The following is an 18,554-nucleotide window of genomic DNA, read 5'->3' on the forward strand; positions in this document are numbered from 1 at the left end:
CATTGAAAGCTAAAGATCTAACAGTTCTACTGGGCATTATCGGTATCGTGCTGATGATGATTCTGCCCATCCCTGTCTGGCTTTTGGATGTACTGTTAATTGTCAATATCTCGATAGCCCTGACCATTATATTGGTCGCTATGAATACCAGAGATCCGCTGCAGTTCTCAATATTTCCTTCACTGCTCCTGATCACAACGCTGTTCCGCTTAGCGCTGAACCTGTCAACAACCAAGCTGATTCTGGCTGATGGCCATGCCGGGGAGGTCGTAGCGACCTTCGGAAGCTGGATTGCCAGGGGACAGATCGCGATCGGGTTCATTGTCTTCCTGATCCTGGTGGTGGTTCAGTTCATTGTTATCACCAAGGGTTCTGAGCGCGTGGCCGAGGTAGGCGCCCGTTTCACACTGGATGCGATGCCCGGTAAGCAGATGAGTATTGATGCGGATCTGAATGCGGGGATGATCAATGAGCAGCAGGCACGGGAACGCCGCCGTAATGTCGAACGCGAGGCGGATTTCTTCGGAGCTATGGATGGTGCGAGTAAGTTCGTCAAAGGTGACGCCATTGCCAGTATCATCATCCTCATTATCAACCTGATCGGCGGCTTCATTATCGGTATGACCGTTCACGGTATGTCGTTCCAGACAGCACTCTCAACCTACTCTGTATTGACCATCGGTGACGGTCTGGTCAGCCAGATTCCGGCCCTTCTGATCTCCACGGCTTCCGGCCTGATCGTTACCCGGGCAGCTTCGGAAGGCAATCTGGCCGAGGATCTGACCGGACAATTGCTGTCTTATCCGAAGCTTCTATACATAGTGGCTGCGACAATTGCGTTTCTGGGTTTCTTCACCCCGATTACGATTATGTCCACGCTTCCTTTGGCAGGGCTGATGGCTTACGCGGCTTACAGTATGGGGCAGAAGGCCAGCAGGCAGCAGATTGCCGATGAACAACTGGTCGAGGAGAAGCAGATTGAAGAGGTACGAAGTCCCGAAAGTGTCATCAATTTGCTTACGGTGGACCCGATCGAATTCGAATTTGGTTATGGTCTGATTCCTTTGGCGGATACGGGGCAGGGCGGCGATCTGCTTGACCGCATCATCATGATTCGACGGCAATGTGCGCTGGAGATGGGTCTTGTCGTGCCGGTTATTCGCATACGCGACAATATTCAACTAAAACCGAATGAATATGTCATCAAAATTAAAGGAAATAACGTTGGCGGCGGTGAATTATTACTTAATCACTATCTCGCCATGAGCCCCGGTTATGATGATGAGTCGATTAGCGGGATTGAGACTATTGAACCATCCTTCGGGCTGCCTGCCCTATGGATCGATGAGTCGGTGAAAGAGCGGGCTGAATTATCCGGTTATACCGTGGTTGACCCGCCTTCCGTTGTAGCCACACATCTGACCGAGCTGATCAAACGGTATGGACACGAATTGCTGGGCCGTCAGGAGACGAAGCAACTGGTCGACAACCTCAGGGAGAATTACCCTGTGCTGGTGGACGAGCTGATCCCTTCCATTCTTGCTGTCGGGGATATTCAGAAGGTGCTGGGCAAGCTGCTGCGGGAGAAAATATCCATCCGCGATCTGGTCACCATCTTCGAGACGCTTGCCGATTACGGCACGTATACCAAGGACCCTGACATTCTGACTGAATATGTGCGGCAATCCCTCTCCAGACAGATTACCCAGCAGTTCTCTCAGACGGGGGAGACCCTGCGTGTCATTACTGTAGGCCCCGGACTTGAGAAAAAAATTTCCGAGAGCGTGCAGCAGACGGAGCAGGGCAGCTACTTGGCGCTTGATCCGGTGTCTACCCAAACCGTCTATCAGCGGCTTACGGAGCAGATCAACCGTCTCCTGCAATCTGGCCAGCAGCCGATTGTACTAACCTCTCCAACGATTCGCATGTATTTGCGCCAGGTGATTGAGCGAACCATGCAGGATATCCCGGTGCTCTCCTACAGCGAGCTGGAGCCAAACATTGAAATTCAAAGCGTCGGGGTGGTGAACTTATGAGAGTGAAGCGTTATGTGGTCGATACGATGCCTGACGCCATGCATTCGATCCGCAGCGAGCTTGGAAGCGATGCCGTTATTTTAAGCACCAAAGAAATAAAGGTTGGCGGATTCATGGGCATGTTCTCTAAAAAGAAGATTGAGGTTGTGGCTGCTGTGGAGAACGGTGCAAAGGCAGCCGCGCAGGAGAAGATTCCTGCACCGCCAATGAATGTACCACGAAATGCAGTGCCCGAGGCCTATCAAAAGGCTGCCTCAGCCGCTGCTCCTCCTCTCCCGCCGCCTGTGACGGTAAGAGATGCGGCAGCAGCCAAGTCGTTTGCCGAGATTGCCGCAGCGCTGGCTGATCCGCTGGAGCAGGGTGGGGGTGTCGCTGTGATGCCGCCTTTAGTCAAGACGGAGCCGCCGGATATCCGCACTGAGGATATTGCAGCAGGCCAGCCGGCTGTACCGCAGCCGGAGGAGAGCCGGAAGAAACTTGCTGCCATCTATGAATCGCTTGCTGCAGAACAGCCTGAACCTGATACTGCCGCTGCAACTGAGAGTGATGTCCTGCGGGAGATCCGGGATATGAAGCAATGGATGGAACGTATCGCACGTTATTCCTCAGGGGCAGCCGAGCTGCCTGATGCGCTGGAATCCTTACGCAGCCGCCTGATTGACCAGGAGACTGACGCTGTTCTCGTAGAGGAATGGATCGGACATGTTCTGGAGCGTTACCGTGAGGAAGGAAGCAGCTGGGGGCCGGAACAATTCGAGGCTGTGCTCAGAGAGCAGATTGATGAATTTCTGTCAGGACGCATTGCCGGCGGTATTGCCCCGGAGACCCGGATTGTATATATTGCCGGGCCGACTGGGGTCGGCAAGACGACAACGATTGCCAAGCTGGCAGCGGAGCAGCTGTTCAAGCAGGGCCGTAAGGTTGGGCTGATTACCTCGGATACTTACCGGATATCTGCCGTTGAACAGCTCAGAACCTACGCTTCCATTCTCAACATGCCGCTGGAGGTGGTCCAGTCGCCGGGAGACCTGCAGCGGGCGATGTTCCGGCTGGAGAGCTGTGATCTGGTGCTAATGGATACCGCCGGACGGAATTACCGCAATGAAATGCTGGTGGCTGAACTGCAGAGCCTGCTGGCCAAGGAGCTTAAGAGCGAGACCCTGCTGGTGCTGAGCCTCACCTCGAAGAGCCGTGATATGAAAAAAATCGCGGAGCACTTCGGCAGATACCAGTTGGATAAGGTTGTATTCACGAAGCTGGATGAAACGGGGAGCTACGGCCCGCTGTTCAATGTCCTGAATGATTATCCGCTGAAGCTCTCTTATATTACCAACGGACAGAATGTTCCTGATGATCTTCTTATGGCCACAGGGGAGCAGATTGGCGACATGCTGCTGGGAACAGGGGGCGGGTGATGGACCAGGCGCAGGCATTAAGACGGCTGGTCTCCAGCCAGGATACAAGGCAGGCTCCCGGAAGCGGTGCCTCCGCCCGGATCATCACGGTATGCAGCGGTAAGGGGGGAGTCGGAAAGTCGAATTTCACCCTTAACTTCGCGCTTGCACTGAAGGCCATGGGACGGAGAGTTCTTCTGTTCGATGCCGATATCGGCATGGCCAATATTGATGTCCTTATGGGTGTCTCCTCCAGATACAATCTGTACCACCTGCTCAAGCGGGAAGCGGATATCGGACAGATCATTCAGCTCGGACCGGAGGCGCTGCCCTTCATTGCAGGGGGCTCCGGGATGGACGAGCTGTTCACACTCTCGGAGGCGGATCTGAATTACTTTACCACACAGATTGCAAGCATTGCCGATACCATGGATTTCATCCTGTTCGACACAGGGGCGGGGCTGTCCAAGGAAACGATGAAATTCATCACTTCTGCTGATGACTGCCTGGTGGTGACCACGCCTGAGCCTACCGCAATTACAGATGCATATGCGCTGATGAAGGTTGTTCATAATTCGCATCCTGAGGTTTCGTTCAGGCTGATTGTCAATCAGGCAGGGGATGAACGGGAGGCACGGGCCACCAGTGACAAAATCCGGATGGCGGCCAGCCGGTTCCTGCAGCTTGAGCTTCCCTTTCTCGGTTACATCAGCAGTGATCCGCATGTAGTACAGGCCGTTAAGAAACAAATTCCATTCTCAGTGGCTTTTCCGAACAGTATTGCAGCCAGGGATGTGCAGAGGCTTGCGCAGAGCTATCTGGCTGTGGATTCAGTAGAAACCGCTAAAGTTCAAGGCATCAAGGGATTCATCAGCAAGTGGTTGAAACGAAACAGATAATTGTTCTGAATTTGAGGGACAGAGGTGGAAAAGCTATGAGGCCATATAAAGTTCTGGTTGTTGATGATTCAGCATTCATGCGCAAGATTATTTCCGATTTAATAGAGAATGATGCCGACTTTCAAGTCACAGCGACAGCTGCCAACGGACGCGAGGCGATTGAGAAGGTTAACGAGCTTCGTCCGGATCTCGTAACCATGGATGTGGAGATGCCTGAGATGAATGGCCTGGAGGCGCTCAAAAGTATCATGGCCCAGCGTCCGCTCCCGGTGATTATGCTGTCCGGCATTAATGAAGAGGGTATGAAGGAGACGATTCTGGCCTTGGAGTGGGGGGCTTTCGATTTCATCCGAAAGCCGTCCATTTCAAACTCCCAGGATATCATCGCTGTCGGAGAGTCCCTCCGGGAGCAGATGAAGGAAGCGATGCTGGCGCGCGAGCGCCGTGAAGCCCGCGCTTCCGCCGTCAAATCGCCTGAGCCTCCTCCCGCTGCTGAACCGCCTGCTCCGCGGGCTGTTGTGGAACCGGTAAGAAGGAAGCTGGAGCCGTCCAAGAAAGAAGCGGATAAAGCGCCGCTTCAGGGCACGGAGAAGCCAAGGGTCAGGGCGCCGCTTGAACCGCCCGCTGACAAACGGAAGCCGGAGACCGGCACTGAGCCGGCGGCTGCGAAGCGGGTAGCCAAGCCTGCGCCGGCAGTGCCTAAACCGGCTCCCGACAGGTTGAAAGGCCGCTCCCAGGAGGCGCAGGGCGCCGGAAGGGCTGTACAACGTGCGGCTTCTGAAATTGCTGCAGGCTCGTTCGTTGAACCTCCTGCAGCAACAGGAGGCCAGGCAAGCGGAAGCCGGAGCGTGCGTAAGCTGGTTGCTGTAGGCTGCTCAACCGGAGGTCCGAGAGCGCTGAAGGCATTCCTGGAGAACATCCCCGGTGACTTCCCGGCACCGATTGTCATTGTCCAGCATATGCCGCCTAACTTCACCAAATCGCTGGCCCAGCGTCTGAATACCTTCAGCGCGCTGGAGGTCGCGGAAGCGGAGCACGGTATGATTCTCCGGCAGGGTGCGGCGTATATTGCCCCCGGGGGTTATCACCTGACAGTGGTTCCTGTGCCTGGCGGCCAATACATGATAGAGCTTACTAAGGAAGAGGTCCGTAATGGACATCGTCCTTCTGTAGATACACTGTTTGAATCGGTATTGCAGCTTACCTCGCTGGAACGTCATGCCGTCATTATGACGGGGATGGGCAGCGACGGGGCCCGTATGATGAAAGCACTCTATGATTCGGGGGTGACATCAACCTTTGCGGAGAGTGAAGAAACCTGTGTGGTATACGGAATGCCGAGGTCTGCAGTAGAGTTGAAGTGTGTAAGACACATCCTGCCTTTGCAAGAAATTGCTCCAAGGCTGGTACAAGCCGTTAAATAATGGAATAGCGAACTCGAAGGGGAGGTACCCGCTCATGGACATGAACCAATACTTATCCATGTTTATTGATGAGTCAAATGATCATCTGCAGTCTTTGAACGAGAGCATGATGGGGCTGGAAGCGAATCCGGAGGATCTGAGTATTGTTCAGGTGATTTTCCGCTCTGCCCATACCTTGAAAGGTATGGCGGCTACAATGGGGTTTGAAGATTTGGCTTCGCTTACGCACCAAATGGAGAATGTGCTCGATCTGGTGCGCAATAACAAACTGCGGATGCAGGACTTCATTTTTGATACCCTGTTCAAAAGTATTGACGCTCTGGAATCCATGGTGGAGGATATCACCGGCGGGGGAGCGGGCAAGGCCGATGTAACAGAGATTGTCTCTTCCCTGCAGGCCATCGTACGCGGAGAGGTTCCTTCTGCCGGCAATGCTTCTGCTGAAGTTACTGCTGCTGCGTCCGGCAATGCCAGCGCGGCCCAGGTGTTCCTGGATGAATTCCAGTACTCAGTGCTGGAGCAATCCCTTCAGGAAGGCCATCAGGTGTTGTATGTGGATGTGGCGATCCGCAAGGACTGTCAGCTCAAGGCTGTACGTGCCTACATGGTCTTCGACCTTCTGGAGCGTTCAGGAGAAGTCGTGAAATCCTTCCCTTCGGTTCAGGACATAGAGCAGGAGAAATTCGATTACGGATTCTCCCTCTACTACATAACCCAAAAGGATGCCAGCGAGATTCAGAAGATGATTCTGAATCTGTCAGAGATCGAAGCGGTTACCGCTGTGGCGCTTGATCAGGAGTCACTTCGCCAAATGGGACAAGACACTGCAGCAGCTACAGCCGAAGCGCCCGCTCCGGCTCCGGTGCAGGAAGCTGCTCCCGTTGCTGCCGGTAATGCTTCCCCTGCGGCTTCTCTGCATTCCAAGGAAGAGAACGGCAAAGCAGCCCCGGCCCGGGCAGGTGGAGCGCCGTCGCCTTCCCGGACCATCCGTGTGGATATTGAGCGGCTGGATGTGCTGATGAATCTGTTCAGCGAGCTGCTGATTGACCGTGTGCGGCTGGAGCAGCTGGCCTCCGAGGTCCAGAACGGGGATCTTACCGAAACGGTTGAGCATATGGGCCGGGTGAGCGGAGATTTGCAGAATATCGTCATGAAGCTCCGCATGGTTCCGGTAGACACCGTATTTAACCGGTTCCCGCGGATGATCCGCGATCTGGCGAAATCGCTGGACAAGAAGGTGGATTTAATCATCACTGGAGCAGATACAGAGCTTGACCGTACCGTGATTGATGAGATTGGCGATCCGCTGGTCCATCTGCTGCGCAATGCGGTTGACCACGGGATTGAATCTATTGCAGACCGGATTGCGGCTGGAAAGCCGGAGACCGGGACCGTCCAGCTCCGGGCCTTCCATAGCGGCAATCATGTGTTCATCGAGATTGAAGAGGATGGCAAGGGCATCTATCCGAAGAATGTCTTAGCCTCTGCTGTCAAAAAGGGTGTGATTACCCAAGAGCAGGCGGGCACGATGACAGATGACGAAGCGTACCAGCTGCTCTTCGCGCCTGGATTCAGTACAGCTGAGGTCATCTCTGACGTATCGGGCCGGGGCGTGGGTCTCGATGTGGTCAAATCCAAAATCTCTTCCCTGGGCGGTAACGTTACCATCTACTCTACACCAGGCAAGGGCACGAATTTCTCCGTTCAGCTTCCGCTGACCCTGTCGATCATTGCAGCGATGCTGGTTCGGCTTGGCTCAGAGAAATATGCCATTCCGCTCTCTTCCATCGTGGAGACTGGAATTGTGAAGCAATCCCAGATCCGCACCATTCACGGCAACCGGATGCTGGAGTTCCGGGGCAGCCATATTCCGCTGGTCTCCCTGAGCAAGATCTTCTCCATTCCGGACTATGATGAAAGCACGGAAGAGGAGACGGAGATCGTGGTTGTCCGCAAGGGAGAACGGCTGGTTGCCTTGGCTGTGCAGGACTTCATTGGCCAGAACGAAATTGTAATCAAGAACCTAGGCAAGTATCTCCCAGAGGTGCAGGGAATTTCCGGAGCCACGATTCTTGGAGACGGACAGGTAGCGCTTATTATCGATCCGAATGCTTTTATCAAATAATCAGGTTAGAACAGGGAGGGTCATTCCATGGCTGAAGATATCAAAGTAATTGTATTCAAGCTTGGCACTGAAGAATACGGCATTGAAGTAGAGAAGGTCCAGACGATTGAACGTATGATGCCGATTACCCGCGTACCGAAGACCTATTCCTTTATCAAAGGTGTGATCAATCTGCGCGGTGTCGTGATTCCGGTTATCGATCTGCGCGGACGGTTCGGCATCGAGGAAGCGGAGCACACCGACCAGACCCGGATCATCATCGTCAATGTGAATGAGATGGAAGTGGGCTTCATTGTTGATTCAGCCAACGATGTCATTGATCTGAACCGTGACATTATTGATGTACCGCCGGATGTCGTGGGCGGAATCAAGGCGAAGTATCTGGACGGGGTGGCCAAAATTGGTGATGACCGCCTGCTGATTATGCTTAACCTGTCTGAAGTGCTGAACAAGAGTGAAATCGTGCAGCTGGAAAGCCTGGAGGGCTAGCCTATGGAGCTATTCAAGAACTTCAAAGACTTCAAAATGGATGTGCTTAAGGAAGTCGGAAATATCGGGGCCGGCAATGCTGCCACCGCCTTATCTCAACTGCTTAATAAGCCGATTGATATGGCGGTTCCGAAGGTACAGCTGCTCAGCTTCGAGGAGATCACTGATAAGGTGGGCGGAGCGGAGGAACTGGTATATGCGGTATTCCTGCGTGTGGAAGGTGAAGCCCCGGGCAACCTGTTCTTCATTCTTACCCCGGAGGCGGCAAGCAACCTGCTCAGCCGGATTGCCGGTATTGAAGTCTCCGGCGGCGATGAGCTGAGTGAGATGGAGTTATCCGCACTAAGCGAGATCGGCAATATTCTGGCCGGCTCTTATCTCTCTTCCCTGGCGGACTTCACCTCCCTGACCATGTATCCGACAGTGCCGGCGCTTGCAATGGATATGGCCGGAGCCATTCTTGGCTACGGGCTGCTGCAGTTCGGTCAGATGGGCGATGATGCGCTGCTGATCGATACGACTTTTTTAGAAGGCCAAAATGAAATTGAAGGACAATTCTTCCTTATTCCCGATCCGGAATCGTTCCCCAAAATATTCAAGGCTTTAGGAGTACCGTTCGACAATGATTGAAGAGCAGAGCATCATTAAAGTAGGTATGGCGGATCTGAACGTAGGCAGCCAGGACAGCCTTATTCGTACGACCGGTCTTGGCTCCTGCGTAGGTCTGACTCTGTTTGATCCCGGTAAAAAGCTGGCGGGGATGGCTCATGTCATGCTGCCCTCTTCAGAGATTGCCAGGGAGGGACAGCTGAATATCGCCAAGTTCGCAGATACTGCTGTGCCTGAGCTATTGGCCCGGCTGCTGGGGCTGGGGGCGGTTAGAAGCCGAATTGTGGCCAAAATGGCCGGAGGCTCGCAGATGTTTGCTTTTGCCGGAGGGAGTGACACCATGAGGATCGGGCCTCGGAATGTGGAATCCTGCAAGCTTGCTCTCGAGAGCCTTCATATTCCGCTTATCGCGGAGGACACGGGCGGCAATTATGGGCGCACGATAGAAATCTCCTGCAATACCGGAGTGATTTTTATCCGCAGCGTTCAAAAAGGCCCGAAGGAAATATAGCCATGAGCAGGAAACTATTGCTGAATATTGTGGCCGGACTGATCGGATTTGTACTAACCTTCCTTGCGAACAACGGACAGAACCTGCTGGGTACCAGCCTGATCCGGGGCATGTACGGATTTATTATCTGGTTTGTGCTTGCTTTCTTCCTGAGATGGGTATTGGGTTTTATTATCGGAAAAGAAGCCTCAGACCCGGAAGCCGGTTTGTTCGATAACGGAGAGTCTCTTGGCGGGAAGCTTGATATTAGTACACCTGAAGAGGATCAGGAGCTCAAAGACCTGTTAACCCCAAAACGGGAGGCGGTCAATGAAGAGCCCGGGGGGTTCACGCCTTTGCAGCCTCCGAAGCTAGTCTCTATGAAAGATCCTGAAGAATTGGCCAAGGCCGTTCGTCACCTGAAAGAAGAATAAGCGAGTACTGCGGCGAAAGTCCGTCATCTTGCGCCGCATGTTTGCCCGCTGACTAAACTTTGGGAAGGGTGAAAGCCGTTGAACGAGCGTAAAGCAGCTCAGTCGGAAACAGACCTGCTTTGGGAGCAGTGGAAAGAACACGGCGATCCTGAAGCTAAAAAAAAGCTGATTGAGAGTTATCTCCATATTGTTGATTACGTGTCCAGCCGTCTGGCAGTAGGGCTGCCCAAAAACGTCTCCAAGGACGATTTGGCCAGCAACGGTGTCATGGGACTCATTGATGCGATCGAAAAATTCGACTACAAGCGGGGGCTTCAATTCCAGACCTATGCTTCGTGGCGGGTTCGGGGAGCAATCCTTGATTCTCTGCGGCAAAGTGACTGGGTTCCCAGATCCGTACGCGAAAAAGCGAAAAAAATCGAGGATGCCTACCAGCAGCTGGAGCAGAAGTATTTGAGATCGGTAAGTGACGATGAAATGAGCAAGTATCTGAATATTTCGGAAACGGAGTTTCAGACGATGCTGCAGGATGTCGCAGTAATGTCGCTCTGTTCATTGGAAGATCCTATACGTGAAGAAGAATCAGAGACACGAATGTCCATATTGGTAGATGACAAGGCCAAGAATCCGGACCGTAAAGTGAATGAGTTCTACCTGCGGGATACGCTAACCAAAGGCATCGAGAAACTAACAGTGAAAGAACGGACCGTCGTGTCCCTTTTATATTATGAGGATTTATCTTTAAGCGAGATTGCGGAAGTGATGTCACTGTCTCCTTCGCGAATCTCCCAGCTTCATTCCAAAGCTATTTTGCGGCTAAGAGGAACACTTGAGAAGAACCGGGACCTTCTGATGCAAAATGATTAACCGGGTGACGGTGACAAGGGGGAGCAGAAATTGATCGGTCAATATGTATTGAGCCAATACCTGAGCATTACTTTTTCGGAGGATAAGGGGATTGCTTACCTTCAGTTCACCAAGAAGGATGAGAATTTCACCTGTTCGGTCGAGGACCTTGAGAGCTTCCTGTCCAGTCACAATATTCGTTTCGGTATCCAGCATGATATTGTGCAGCGGATTAGCAGCAACCCGGAAGAATACTTCTGGAACCGGGTGCCGATCGCGATTGGACAGCCTGCTGTCAACGGTAAGGATGGTCGTATTGTGCTGACCGTTGATATGGAGGAGGACCGCAAGCCTCTGGAGAAAGAGGATGGCAAGGTGGATTACAAAGAGTTGGTCCGGCTGCATAACGTAAGGAAGGGCCAGCTTATTGCCAAGGTTATTCCGGCAGAGAACGGTGTGAGCGGCAAAATGGTAACCGGGGAGGAGCTTCCGTTCCGGGCAGGGAAGGAGGCTCATTTCAAGGTAGGCAAGAATGTGGTGGTGGATCAGGAAGAGACCTCCATGTATTCGGCGATTGACGGATTGGTCACGCTGACAGACAAGGGCAAGATCAATGTATTTCCGGTGTATGAAATCAATGGGGATGTGGATTACAGCACGGGCAATATTGATTTCGTGGGCACGGTGGTCATCCGCGGCAATGTGCTTACCGGCTTCACCGTCAAATCCGCAGGAGATATCCGGGTGGTCGGCGGTGTAGAGGGGGCCGAGCTGATATCGGGCGGGTCCATCGAGATTACGGGCGGCATCATCGGATATAATAAAGGGCTCGTTCATGCCGGTAAAAATGTTAAGGTCTCGTTCATCCAGGATGGCAATGTTGTGGCCGGGGAGGATGTTATAGTCTCACAAAGCATCATGCATTCCAGCATACGGGCAGGCCGCGACGTGTTGTGCAACGGCGCCAAAGGCTTAATTGTTGGCGGTATTGTGCAGGCGGGTGAACACGTGATTGCCCGCACCATCGGCAATACCATGTCTACAGCTACAGCGATTGAAGTGGGCGTTGTTCCCGAGCTGAGAAATGAGATCAACGAACTGCGCCAGGAGCTTCGTCAGCTTCTTGAGAATGAGGACAAGACCAATAAGGCGCTGTATCTGCTTAATCAGCTGGCGAACAATGGCCAGCTATCGCCCGATAAGGTGGCGCTTCGCGTCAAGCTTAATGCAACCAAGCAATCCCATATGCGTGATGAAAAGAGAATTAAAGAGCGTGTGCTGGAGATCGAGCGCATGCTGGAGGACACCGGCAGAGCTAAGGTTGATGTCGTCAAGACGATCTATGGAGGCTCTAAGATCGTAATCGGCAGATATACCAGGTTCGTCAAGGACCCGACGGAGCGGGTATCCTTCATTTACAGTGAAGGGGATATATCCATAATACCGTATGTATAATCAGGCAGGCAGCTGAGGCGGCCTGCTATTCCTTGATTCTGTAACCAATGAGTGGAAAAGAGGGATCTTATGAGTCTGAAACCGGTGGAACTGCAAATTGCTTTGCCCCGTACCCATGATGCGGGCAAAGTTCAGAACAACCTTCAGCAGCGTCCTGCACTCGACCAGCAGCAATTGGCAGGCCAGAATGTCAAGCAGACCCAGGAGATTGCGCAGCGCAGCAGCGAGGTGGACGAGTCCGCAGAATCCGCGCTGCGGGATGGCGGCAAGGGGAGCGGCTCTGGCAGTCAGTCTCATCCGCGCAAGCCGGATAAGCAGGAGAACACCCATGATGCCGAACACCCTTATAAAGGGCACCGTATAGATTTCAGTCTCTGATTGGGACAGAATAACCGCAAATGCAGTTAAGGCATCCTATGAATTAAACGCAGAAGGAGATTACACACTTGGAACCATGGGTATACATCGTGCTGGTAGGCGCAGTTGCTATTGTTTATGCCCTGCGGCTGCCGGCCAGGACGGGTAAGGAAGACTCGGAGAAGAAGAGCCTGAAGGAGACGGAGGCGGCTCTGGAGCTCTACATGGCCGATATCGAGCATGAGAACTCCGAGCTGCTGAAGCTGGTGGGCAGTATTAAGACACAGTCACAGAGCAATAAGGCGGCCCTGCAGGAAGAGATCGGTGGACTGCGGGAGCAGGTGGGCGAGCTGCAGAAGAGCCTGCTGCTGATGGATGCGCGGCTGACCGCAGAAGAGAAGGGACTGCTTCAGCTGGCAGCCACCTTCTCGCGGGAAGCTTCGTCCGGCCACGCGGAGAAGCCCCAGGGCAGGGAACAGGCTGCCGAGGCAGTACCTCCTGTTAAGCCAAGACCCGTCAGCTCCATTAAGCTGCGGTATCCCCGGCTGTTCGAGCTGCATGAGCAAGGGAAATCAATCGATTCTATCGCCAAGACTGCCGGTCTGCAGCGGGGTGAGGTGCAACTGATCCTGCAGCTTGCCCAGCAGGAGGAATCCGTATGATGAAGAACCGGTTCTTTATGCTGGGACTAGGGGTCGGGCTGATAGCCGGCGCGCTGCTGCTGCAGCTGATGATAGCCGGACGGACGGCGCCTCTGACCAAAGAAGAGCTGATCCGGCAAGCGGCTAGCCTGAACCTGACTGTTGTAGATCCGGCAGAAGCTGCTGCAACAGCAACGCCGTCCCCGGAGGAAGCGGCCAAGGCCCAGGCTTCCGGGGCGCCAGCAGCAACACCGGCATCTACGCCTGCTGTCCCGCCCAAGCCGGCTGCAGTGCCAAGCGCCGCAACGACTCCGGGCAAGCCTTCAGCTCCTGCACAGCCGCAGAGCACCGCAGCACCTGTTACCAAGGCTCCGGCTACGCCTGAAGCGCCTGTGGCTGCGGTTGACGGGGTAATCTCTCTTAAGATTCCCACTGGAATTACTCTCGCCCAGACGGCAGATTTACTTGCGGAAGCCGGGGTTATTGAGGATAAGAATAAGTTCCTCCAGACGGCAAACAGCCGTAAGGTGAATACTATCATTCAATACGGCAGCTACAGCTTCACCAAGGGAGAGAGCATCAACTCCATTATTGACAAGCTGATTACCGTAAAAAAGTAATCGTTGCATAGGCTGTTTTATTATGATATATTAATTGACGGTGTTAAAACACACGCCGGTTGATTTCGACAAGGGGTGCTTTCTTCTGAAGAAAGTCTTGCTGAAAGATGACGCGCGGCGGAGGAGACACACAATAAACCAAACTTAGGAGGTGTGTGAAGATGGCAGTAATCTCCATGAAGCAGCTTCTCGAAGCTGGGGTACACTTCGGTCACCAGACTCGTCGTTGGAACCCAAAGATGGATCGTTATATCTTCACTGAAAGAAACGGAATTTACATTATTGACTTGCAAAAGACAGTCAAAAAGGTAGAGGAAGCTTACAACTTTGTAAAGAGCGTCGCTGGCGACAACGGCACAATCCTATTCGTAGGAACAAAGAAGCAGGCACAGGATTCCGTAAAAGAAGAAGCTGAACGTTCGGGTATGTTCTTCATTAACCAGCGTTGGCTCGGTGGTACCCTGACTAACTTCCAGACTATTCAGAAGCGTATTGACCGCCTGAAGAAATTGGAAGCTTGGGAAGAAGACGGTACCTTTGCAGTATTGCCTAAGAAAGAAGTTATCCTTCTCCGCAAAGAGAAAGATCGTCTTGAGAAATTCCTGGGCGGTATCAAGAACATGAAAGGTCTTCCAAGCGCGCTGTTCATCATTGACCCGCGTAAAGAGCGCATTGCTGTAGCAGAAGCTCGCAAATTGGGTATTCCTATCGTAGCTATCGTTGATACTAACTGCGATCCGGATGAAATTGACTACGTAATTCCAGGCAATGACGACGCTATCCGCGCCGTGAAGCTCTTGACTGGTAAGATGGCTGATGCCGTTGTTGAAGCTCATCAGGGCGAAGACACAACTACAGCTTAAGTAGTAACCGGAACATAAAACATAAACTTAAATGAAAAAGGGTGGTTGGCAGGTGGATAACCTCTCACTGCCCTTTTTTTAAAATGCATGCGAGTATCACTTTATGCCTGCGTATGACAACGACTATGATCCTGGAGGGAATAACAATGGCAGTAGATGCAAAAGCAGTGAAGGAACTTCGTGAAAGAACCGGGGCAGGAATGCTCGATTGTAAGAAAGCTTTGGAAGAAGCAAACAACGATATCACCAAAGCAGCAGAATTGCTTCGTGAAAAAGGTCTGTCCGCAGCAGCCAACAAAGCAGGACGTATTGCTACTGAAGGTACTGTAGAATCCTATATCCACGCTGGCGGCCGTATTGGCGTTCTGGTAGAAATTAACTGCGAAACTGACTTTGTAGGCAAAACCGATTCCTTCAGAGAATTCGCACGTGACATCGCTATGCAAATCGCAGCAGCGAACCCGCTGTATGTCCGCCGTGAAGAAGTACCTTCTGCAGACGTAGAGAAGGAAAAAGAAATTCTTAAGGCACAAGCGCTGAACGAAGGCAAGCCTGAGAAGATCGTTGAAAAAATGGTGGAAGGCCGCATCAGCAAGTTCTATGAAGAATATTGCCTGATGGAGCAATCCTTCGTTAAAGACCCGGACAAGACAATCTCCCAGCTGCTGAATGAAAAAATCAGCACGATCGGCGAGAACATCACCATCCGCCGCTTTGTTCGTTTCGAACTGGGTGAAGGTCTTGAGAAGAAAGTCGACAACTTCGTAGAAGAAGTTATGGCACAAGTAAAACAATAATAACTGCATGACATTGAATAAGAACTGAATACAGGCAAGCATCAAAAGAGCGGAACACATACAAGTAGTGTTCCGTCTTTTGTAGAAAGTGAGGGTATATAATTGGAACAACCGGTATTTAAGAGAGTAGTCCTTAAGGTAAGCGGTGAATCGCTCGCCGGACAGAATGGCTATGGCATCGATGCCGATACGATCATCTCTATTGCAGAGCAGGTCAAGGAAGTCGTGGAGCTTGGAGTTCAGGTTGCGATTGTATGCGGCGGTGGCAACATCTGGCGCGGAATCGCCGGAAGTGCAAGCGGTATTGACCGGGCAACAGCCGATTATATGGGAATGCTGGCAACAGTGATGAACTCGCTGGCATTGCAGGACGCTCTGGAGCAGATCGATGTCCCTACCCGGGTTCAGACCTCTATTGCCATGCAGCAGATTGCTGAGCCTTATATCCGCCGCCGGGCGATCCGGCATCTGGAGAAGGGCCGCGTAGTTATTTTTGCCGCAGGGACAGGGAATCCGTTCTTCTCGACAGATACTACGGCAGCACTTAGAGCAGCCGAGATTGAAGCCGAGGTTATCCTCATGGCCAAGAATAAGGTAGACGGCGTCTACTCAGCAGATCCGTTCAAGGACAGCACAGCCGTGAAATATGAGCAGCTTACTTACATGGATATTCTGAACAAAAACCTGGGGGTTATGGATTCTACCGCTTCCTCACTCTGCATGGATAATAATATACCGCTCATTGTGTTTGCTATTACAGAGCAAGGCAATATTAAACGCGTCGTTCTCGGCGAAAAGATCGGGACGATCGTTAAAGGGAGTGTAAATTAAATGCCACAATCGGTTAAGAAGAATGCCGAAGAGCGTATGGAAAAAGCGATTCTCTCGCTGAAACGCGACTTGGCAACACTGCGGGCAGGACGCGCTTCGACGTCGCTGCTGGATCGCATCCAGGTTGAATATTACGGTGCTCCAACTCCTATTAATCAGCTGGCCAACATCAGCACACCGGATTCCCGGACCCTGCTGATCCAGCCGTGGGACAAAACTTCAATGTCAGACATCGAAAAGGCGATTATGAAATCAGACATTGGGATTACTCCAGCCAATGACGGTACGATCATCCGCCTGTCGATTCCTCCGCTTACCGAAGAACGCCGCACTGAGCTGGTGAAATTCACCAAGAAGTTCGGTGAAGAAGCGAAGGTAGCGATCCGCAACATCCGCCGCGATGCCAATGATGACATCAAGAAGATGGAGAAGAACGGCATTTCAGAAGATGAATCACATGGACATCAGGAAGATATCCAGAAATCAACGGATAAGTTCATAGCTGAAGTCGACAAAGTGCTCTTGTCCAAAGAAAAAGAGATTATGGAAGTATAACGAAATTCATGAGACTTCAGGCCCCTCCGTTAATGGTGGGGTTTGTCTCTTTCTGATAAGAGCTTGGAGGAAACGGAAATGATCAAACGGATTCAAGAATGGCTGAGCCGTAAAGACAGGCAGGAGCCAGTCGAGATTTCACCGGATAATATTCCCCGGCACGTAGCGATAATTATGGATGGCAACGGGCGCTGGGCGAAGCGGCGCGGTATGCCCCGGGTTGTGGGCCATCAGAACGGGATGAAGGCAGTCAAACGTGCTACGATTGCAGCGAATGACCTCGGAGTAGAATTTTTGACTCTGTACGCTTTCTCTACGGAGAACTGGACCCGGCCTAAGGATGAAGTGGATTTCCTGATGCGCCTCCCCGTAGAATTCCTGGCGATTGAACTGGATGAACTCATTGAGAAGAATGTACAGGTGCGCGTAATGGGCAACACGGAGGCTTTGCCTTCCCATACCCGCAAGGCGATGGAAGAAGCGGTCGCCCGCACACTAAGCAATACCGGACTTATACTTAATTTTGCTCTGAACTACGGCGGGCGTAAGGAAATTGAGGACTGTATGCGCGCTCTGGGCAAGGATATCCAGGCAGGAATTCTGTCACCTGAAGAGATCACTTCAGAGCTGATTGACAACAGACTGTCATCCAGCGGATTACCCGATCCTGACCTGCTCATCCGTACGAGCGGGGAGATGCGGCTCAGTAACTTTATGCTGTGGCAAATCGCCTATAGTGAATTTTGGTTTACGGATGCGTACTGGCCGGAGTTCGACAAGACGCATCTGATGCAGGCTGTGGCTGAATATCAGCGCCGCACACGCCGTTATGGTGGATTGAAGTAGCCTGATGGGAGAGGGATTCTTTGAAGCAGCGATTGATTACCGGAATTGTTGCCGGGGCCTTGTTTTTAGGGTTATGCTATTGGGGTGGCTGGCCGTATCAGCTGATGCTGACTGCGATGGCCCTCATCGGCTATTATGAATTTGTGAAAATGACAGGTACAGCAACCTTCGGGCTGACTGCTGTATTTGGTTATGCCTCTGTAGTAGGCTTTATGATTCCTTGGGATCTCCTGGGAACTAATAAGCTATTCTCCTGGGAACAGGGGATTTGGCTGGTATTGCTGCTGTTCCTGCTGGTCACTGTCTTCAGTAAGAATAAGCTTGATATCAAAATCACCGCGATGATGTTCACTGGCATTGTTTACATAGGAATGGGGTTCTCGTATATGGGAATCGCCCGCGGTGCGGGAGATGGCCATGGCCTCTTCTGGACGATCCTGCTGCTGTGCTGTATATGGGGCAGTGATGCCGGAGCCTATTTTGTCGGCAGAAGCTTCGGGAAGAACAAGCTGTGGCCTGCGATCAGTCCTAACAAGACTATAGAGGGCGCGTTTGGCGGAGTATTGATTTCTGCTGTCATATCGATTGTGTTTGCTATACTGGTTCCTGATCTGCTGACTATCGGACGCGCGCTGCTGATTGGAATTGCCTGCGCTGTGCTGGGTCAGCTTGGAGATCTTGTACAATCTGCCTATAAACGGGTGTACGGTATTAAGGATTCAGGCTCACTCTTGCCGGGTCACGGTGGCATCCTGGACCGCTGCGACAGCTGGATCATCGTATTTCCTTTCGTACATATCGTAATGCTGATGCCTTACTATTAACGACAGGGAGAAGGAAAGC

At 52.2% G+C, this 18,554-nt stretch carries 20 protein-coding genes; all 20 read left to right on the forward strand.

All coding sequences use genetic code 11. The features are described 5' to 3' along the window. Window positions 1-2 precede the first annotated feature (2 nt). The 20 genes from flhA (at window position 3) to C173_RS10830 (ending at window position 18,535) form a co-directional block, all read left to right on the forward strand. A complete protein-coding gene (gene flhA / locus C173_RS10735; RefSeq protein WP_036724686.1) occupies window positions 3-2,036 on the forward strand; it encodes a flagellar biosynthesis protein FlhA in 2,034 nt (677 codons plus the stop codon). Next, window positions 2,033-3,451, forward strand: a complete 1,419-nt coding sequence (flhF, locus tag C173_RS10740; protein ID WP_036724688.1) for a flagellar biosynthesis protein FlhF — start codon at window positions 2,033-2,035, stop codon at window positions 3,449-3,451. The genes flhA and flhF overlap by 4 nt, the downstream gene beginning before the upstream one ends. Further along, window positions 3,448-4,329 (forward strand): MinD/ParA family protein, encoded by an 882-nt coding sequence (locus C173_RS10745; RefSeq protein WP_036724690.1) that lies wholly within the window; start codon window positions 3,448-3,450, stop codon window positions 4,327-4,329. Before flhF ends, C173_RS10745 begins: the two co-directional genes overlap by 4 nt. A gap of 35 nt (window positions 4,330-4,364) precedes the next feature. Beyond that, window positions 4,365-5,753 carry a protein-glutamate methylesterase/protein-glutamine glutaminase gene (locus C173_RS10750; RefSeq protein ID WP_036724691.1) on the forward strand — a complete coding sequence of 463 codons (1,389 nt, stop codon included), beginning with the start codon at window positions 4,365-4,367 and terminating at the stop codon, window positions 5,751-5,753. A 34-nt stretch (window positions 5,754-5,787) separates the two neighbouring features. After that, a complete protein-coding gene (locus tag C173_RS10755; protein WP_036724694.1) occupies window positions 5,788-7,878 on the forward strand; it encodes a chemotaxis protein CheA in 2,091 nt (696 codons plus the stop codon). Window positions 7,879-7,905: 27 nt separating this feature from the next. Next, a complete protein-coding gene (locus C173_RS10760; RefSeq protein ID WP_036692546.1) occupies window positions 7,906-8,367 on the forward strand; it encodes a chemotaxis protein CheW in 462 nt (153 codons plus the stop codon). 3 nt (window positions 8,368-8,370) lie between these two features. Continuing rightward, on the forward strand, window positions 8,371-8,997 hold the full coding sequence (locus tag C173_RS10765; RefSeq protein ID WP_036724698.1) for a chemotaxis protein CheC: 627 nt from the start codon (window positions 8,371-8,373) through the stop codon (window positions 8,995-8,997). Continuing rightward, entirely contained in the window at window positions 8,990-9,487 is a 498-nt protein-coding gene (locus tag C173_RS10770) for a chemotaxis protein CheD (protein WP_036724701.1), read from the forward strand. The genes C173_RS10765 and C173_RS10770 overlap by 8 nt, the downstream gene beginning before the upstream one ends. 2 nt (window positions 9,488-9,489) lie before the next feature. Further along, window positions 9,490-9,900 carry a hypothetical protein gene (locus tag C173_RS10775; protein ID WP_036724702.1) on the forward strand — a complete coding sequence of 137 codons (411 nt, stop codon included), beginning with the start codon at window positions 9,490-9,492 and terminating at the stop codon, window positions 9,898-9,900. A gap of 78 nt (window positions 9,901-9,978) precedes the next feature. Next, window positions 9,979-10,767 (forward strand): FliA/WhiG family RNA polymerase sigma factor, encoded by a 789-nt coding sequence (locus tag C173_RS10780; protein ID WP_036724703.1) that lies wholly within the window; start codon window positions 9,979-9,981, stop codon window positions 10,765-10,767. 30 nt (window positions 10,768-10,797) lie between these two features. Beyond that, a complete protein-coding gene (locus C173_RS10785; RefSeq protein ID WP_036724705.1) occupies window positions 10,798-12,201 on the forward strand; it encodes a DUF342 domain-containing protein in 1,404 nt (467 codons plus the stop codon). Between the two features lie 69 nt (window positions 12,202-12,270). Next, window positions 12,271-12,579: a hypothetical protein gene (locus C173_RS10790; RefSeq protein WP_036724706.1), complete on the forward strand. Its 309-nt coding sequence runs from the start codon at window positions 12,271-12,273 to the stop codon at window positions 12,577-12,579. 68 nt (window positions 12,580-12,647) lie between these two features. Continuing rightward, window positions 12,648-13,220, forward strand: coding sequence for a hypothetical protein (locus C173_RS10795; protein ID WP_036724708.1), 573 nt, complete (start codon window positions 12,648-12,650; stop codon window positions 13,218-13,220). Further along, window positions 13,217-13,819 (forward strand): hypothetical protein, encoded by a 603-nt coding sequence (locus tag C173_RS10800; protein WP_036724709.1) that lies wholly within the window; start codon window positions 13,217-13,219, stop codon window positions 13,817-13,819. Before C173_RS10795 ends, C173_RS10800 begins: the two co-directional genes overlap by 4 nt. A 161-nt stretch (window positions 13,820-13,980) precedes the next feature. After that, the gene (rpsB, locus tag C173_RS10805; RefSeq protein WP_036692565.1) at window positions 13,981-14,682 is read left to right on the forward strand and encodes a 30S ribosomal protein S2; all 702 of its coding nucleotides are present in this window, start codon (window positions 13,981-13,983) and stop codon (window positions 14,680-14,682) included. A 146-nt stretch (window positions 14,683-14,828) separates the two neighbouring features. Next, on the forward strand, window positions 14,829-15,479 hold the full coding sequence (gene tsf, locus C173_RS10810; protein ID WP_036724710.1) for a translation elongation factor Ts: 651 nt from the start codon (window positions 14,829-14,831) through the stop codon (window positions 15,477-15,479). 102 nt (window positions 15,480-15,581) lie between these two features. Continuing rightward, window positions 15,582-16,310, forward strand: coding sequence for a UMP kinase (pyrH, locus tag C173_RS10815; protein ID WP_036692582.1), 729 nt, complete (start codon window positions 15,582-15,584; stop codon window positions 16,308-16,310). Beyond that, window positions 16,311-16,865 carry a ribosome recycling factor gene (frr, locus tag C173_RS10820; protein WP_036724711.1) on the forward strand — a complete coding sequence of 185 codons (555 nt, stop codon included), beginning with the start codon at window positions 16,311-16,313 and terminating at the stop codon, window positions 16,863-16,865. 78 nt (window positions 16,866-16,943) lie between these two features. Then, window positions 16,944-17,711 carry an isoprenyl transferase gene (locus C173_RS10825; protein WP_036724712.1) on the forward strand — a complete coding sequence of 256 codons (768 nt, stop codon included), beginning with the start codon at window positions 16,944-16,946 and terminating at the stop codon, window positions 17,709-17,711. A 20-nt stretch (window positions 17,712-17,731) separates the two neighbouring features. Next, window positions 17,732-18,535: a phosphatidate cytidylyltransferase gene (locus tag C173_RS10830; protein WP_036724714.1), complete on the forward strand. Its 804-nt coding sequence runs from the start codon at window positions 17,732-17,734 to the stop codon at window positions 18,533-18,535. Window positions 18,536-18,554: the final 19 nt, after the last annotated feature.

The organism is Paenibacillus sp. FSL R7-277, from assembly GCF_000517965.1.
Classification (GTDB): domain Bacteria; phylum Bacillota; class Bacilli; order Paenibacillales; family Paenibacillaceae; genus Paenibacillus_AQ; species Paenibacillus_AQ silagei.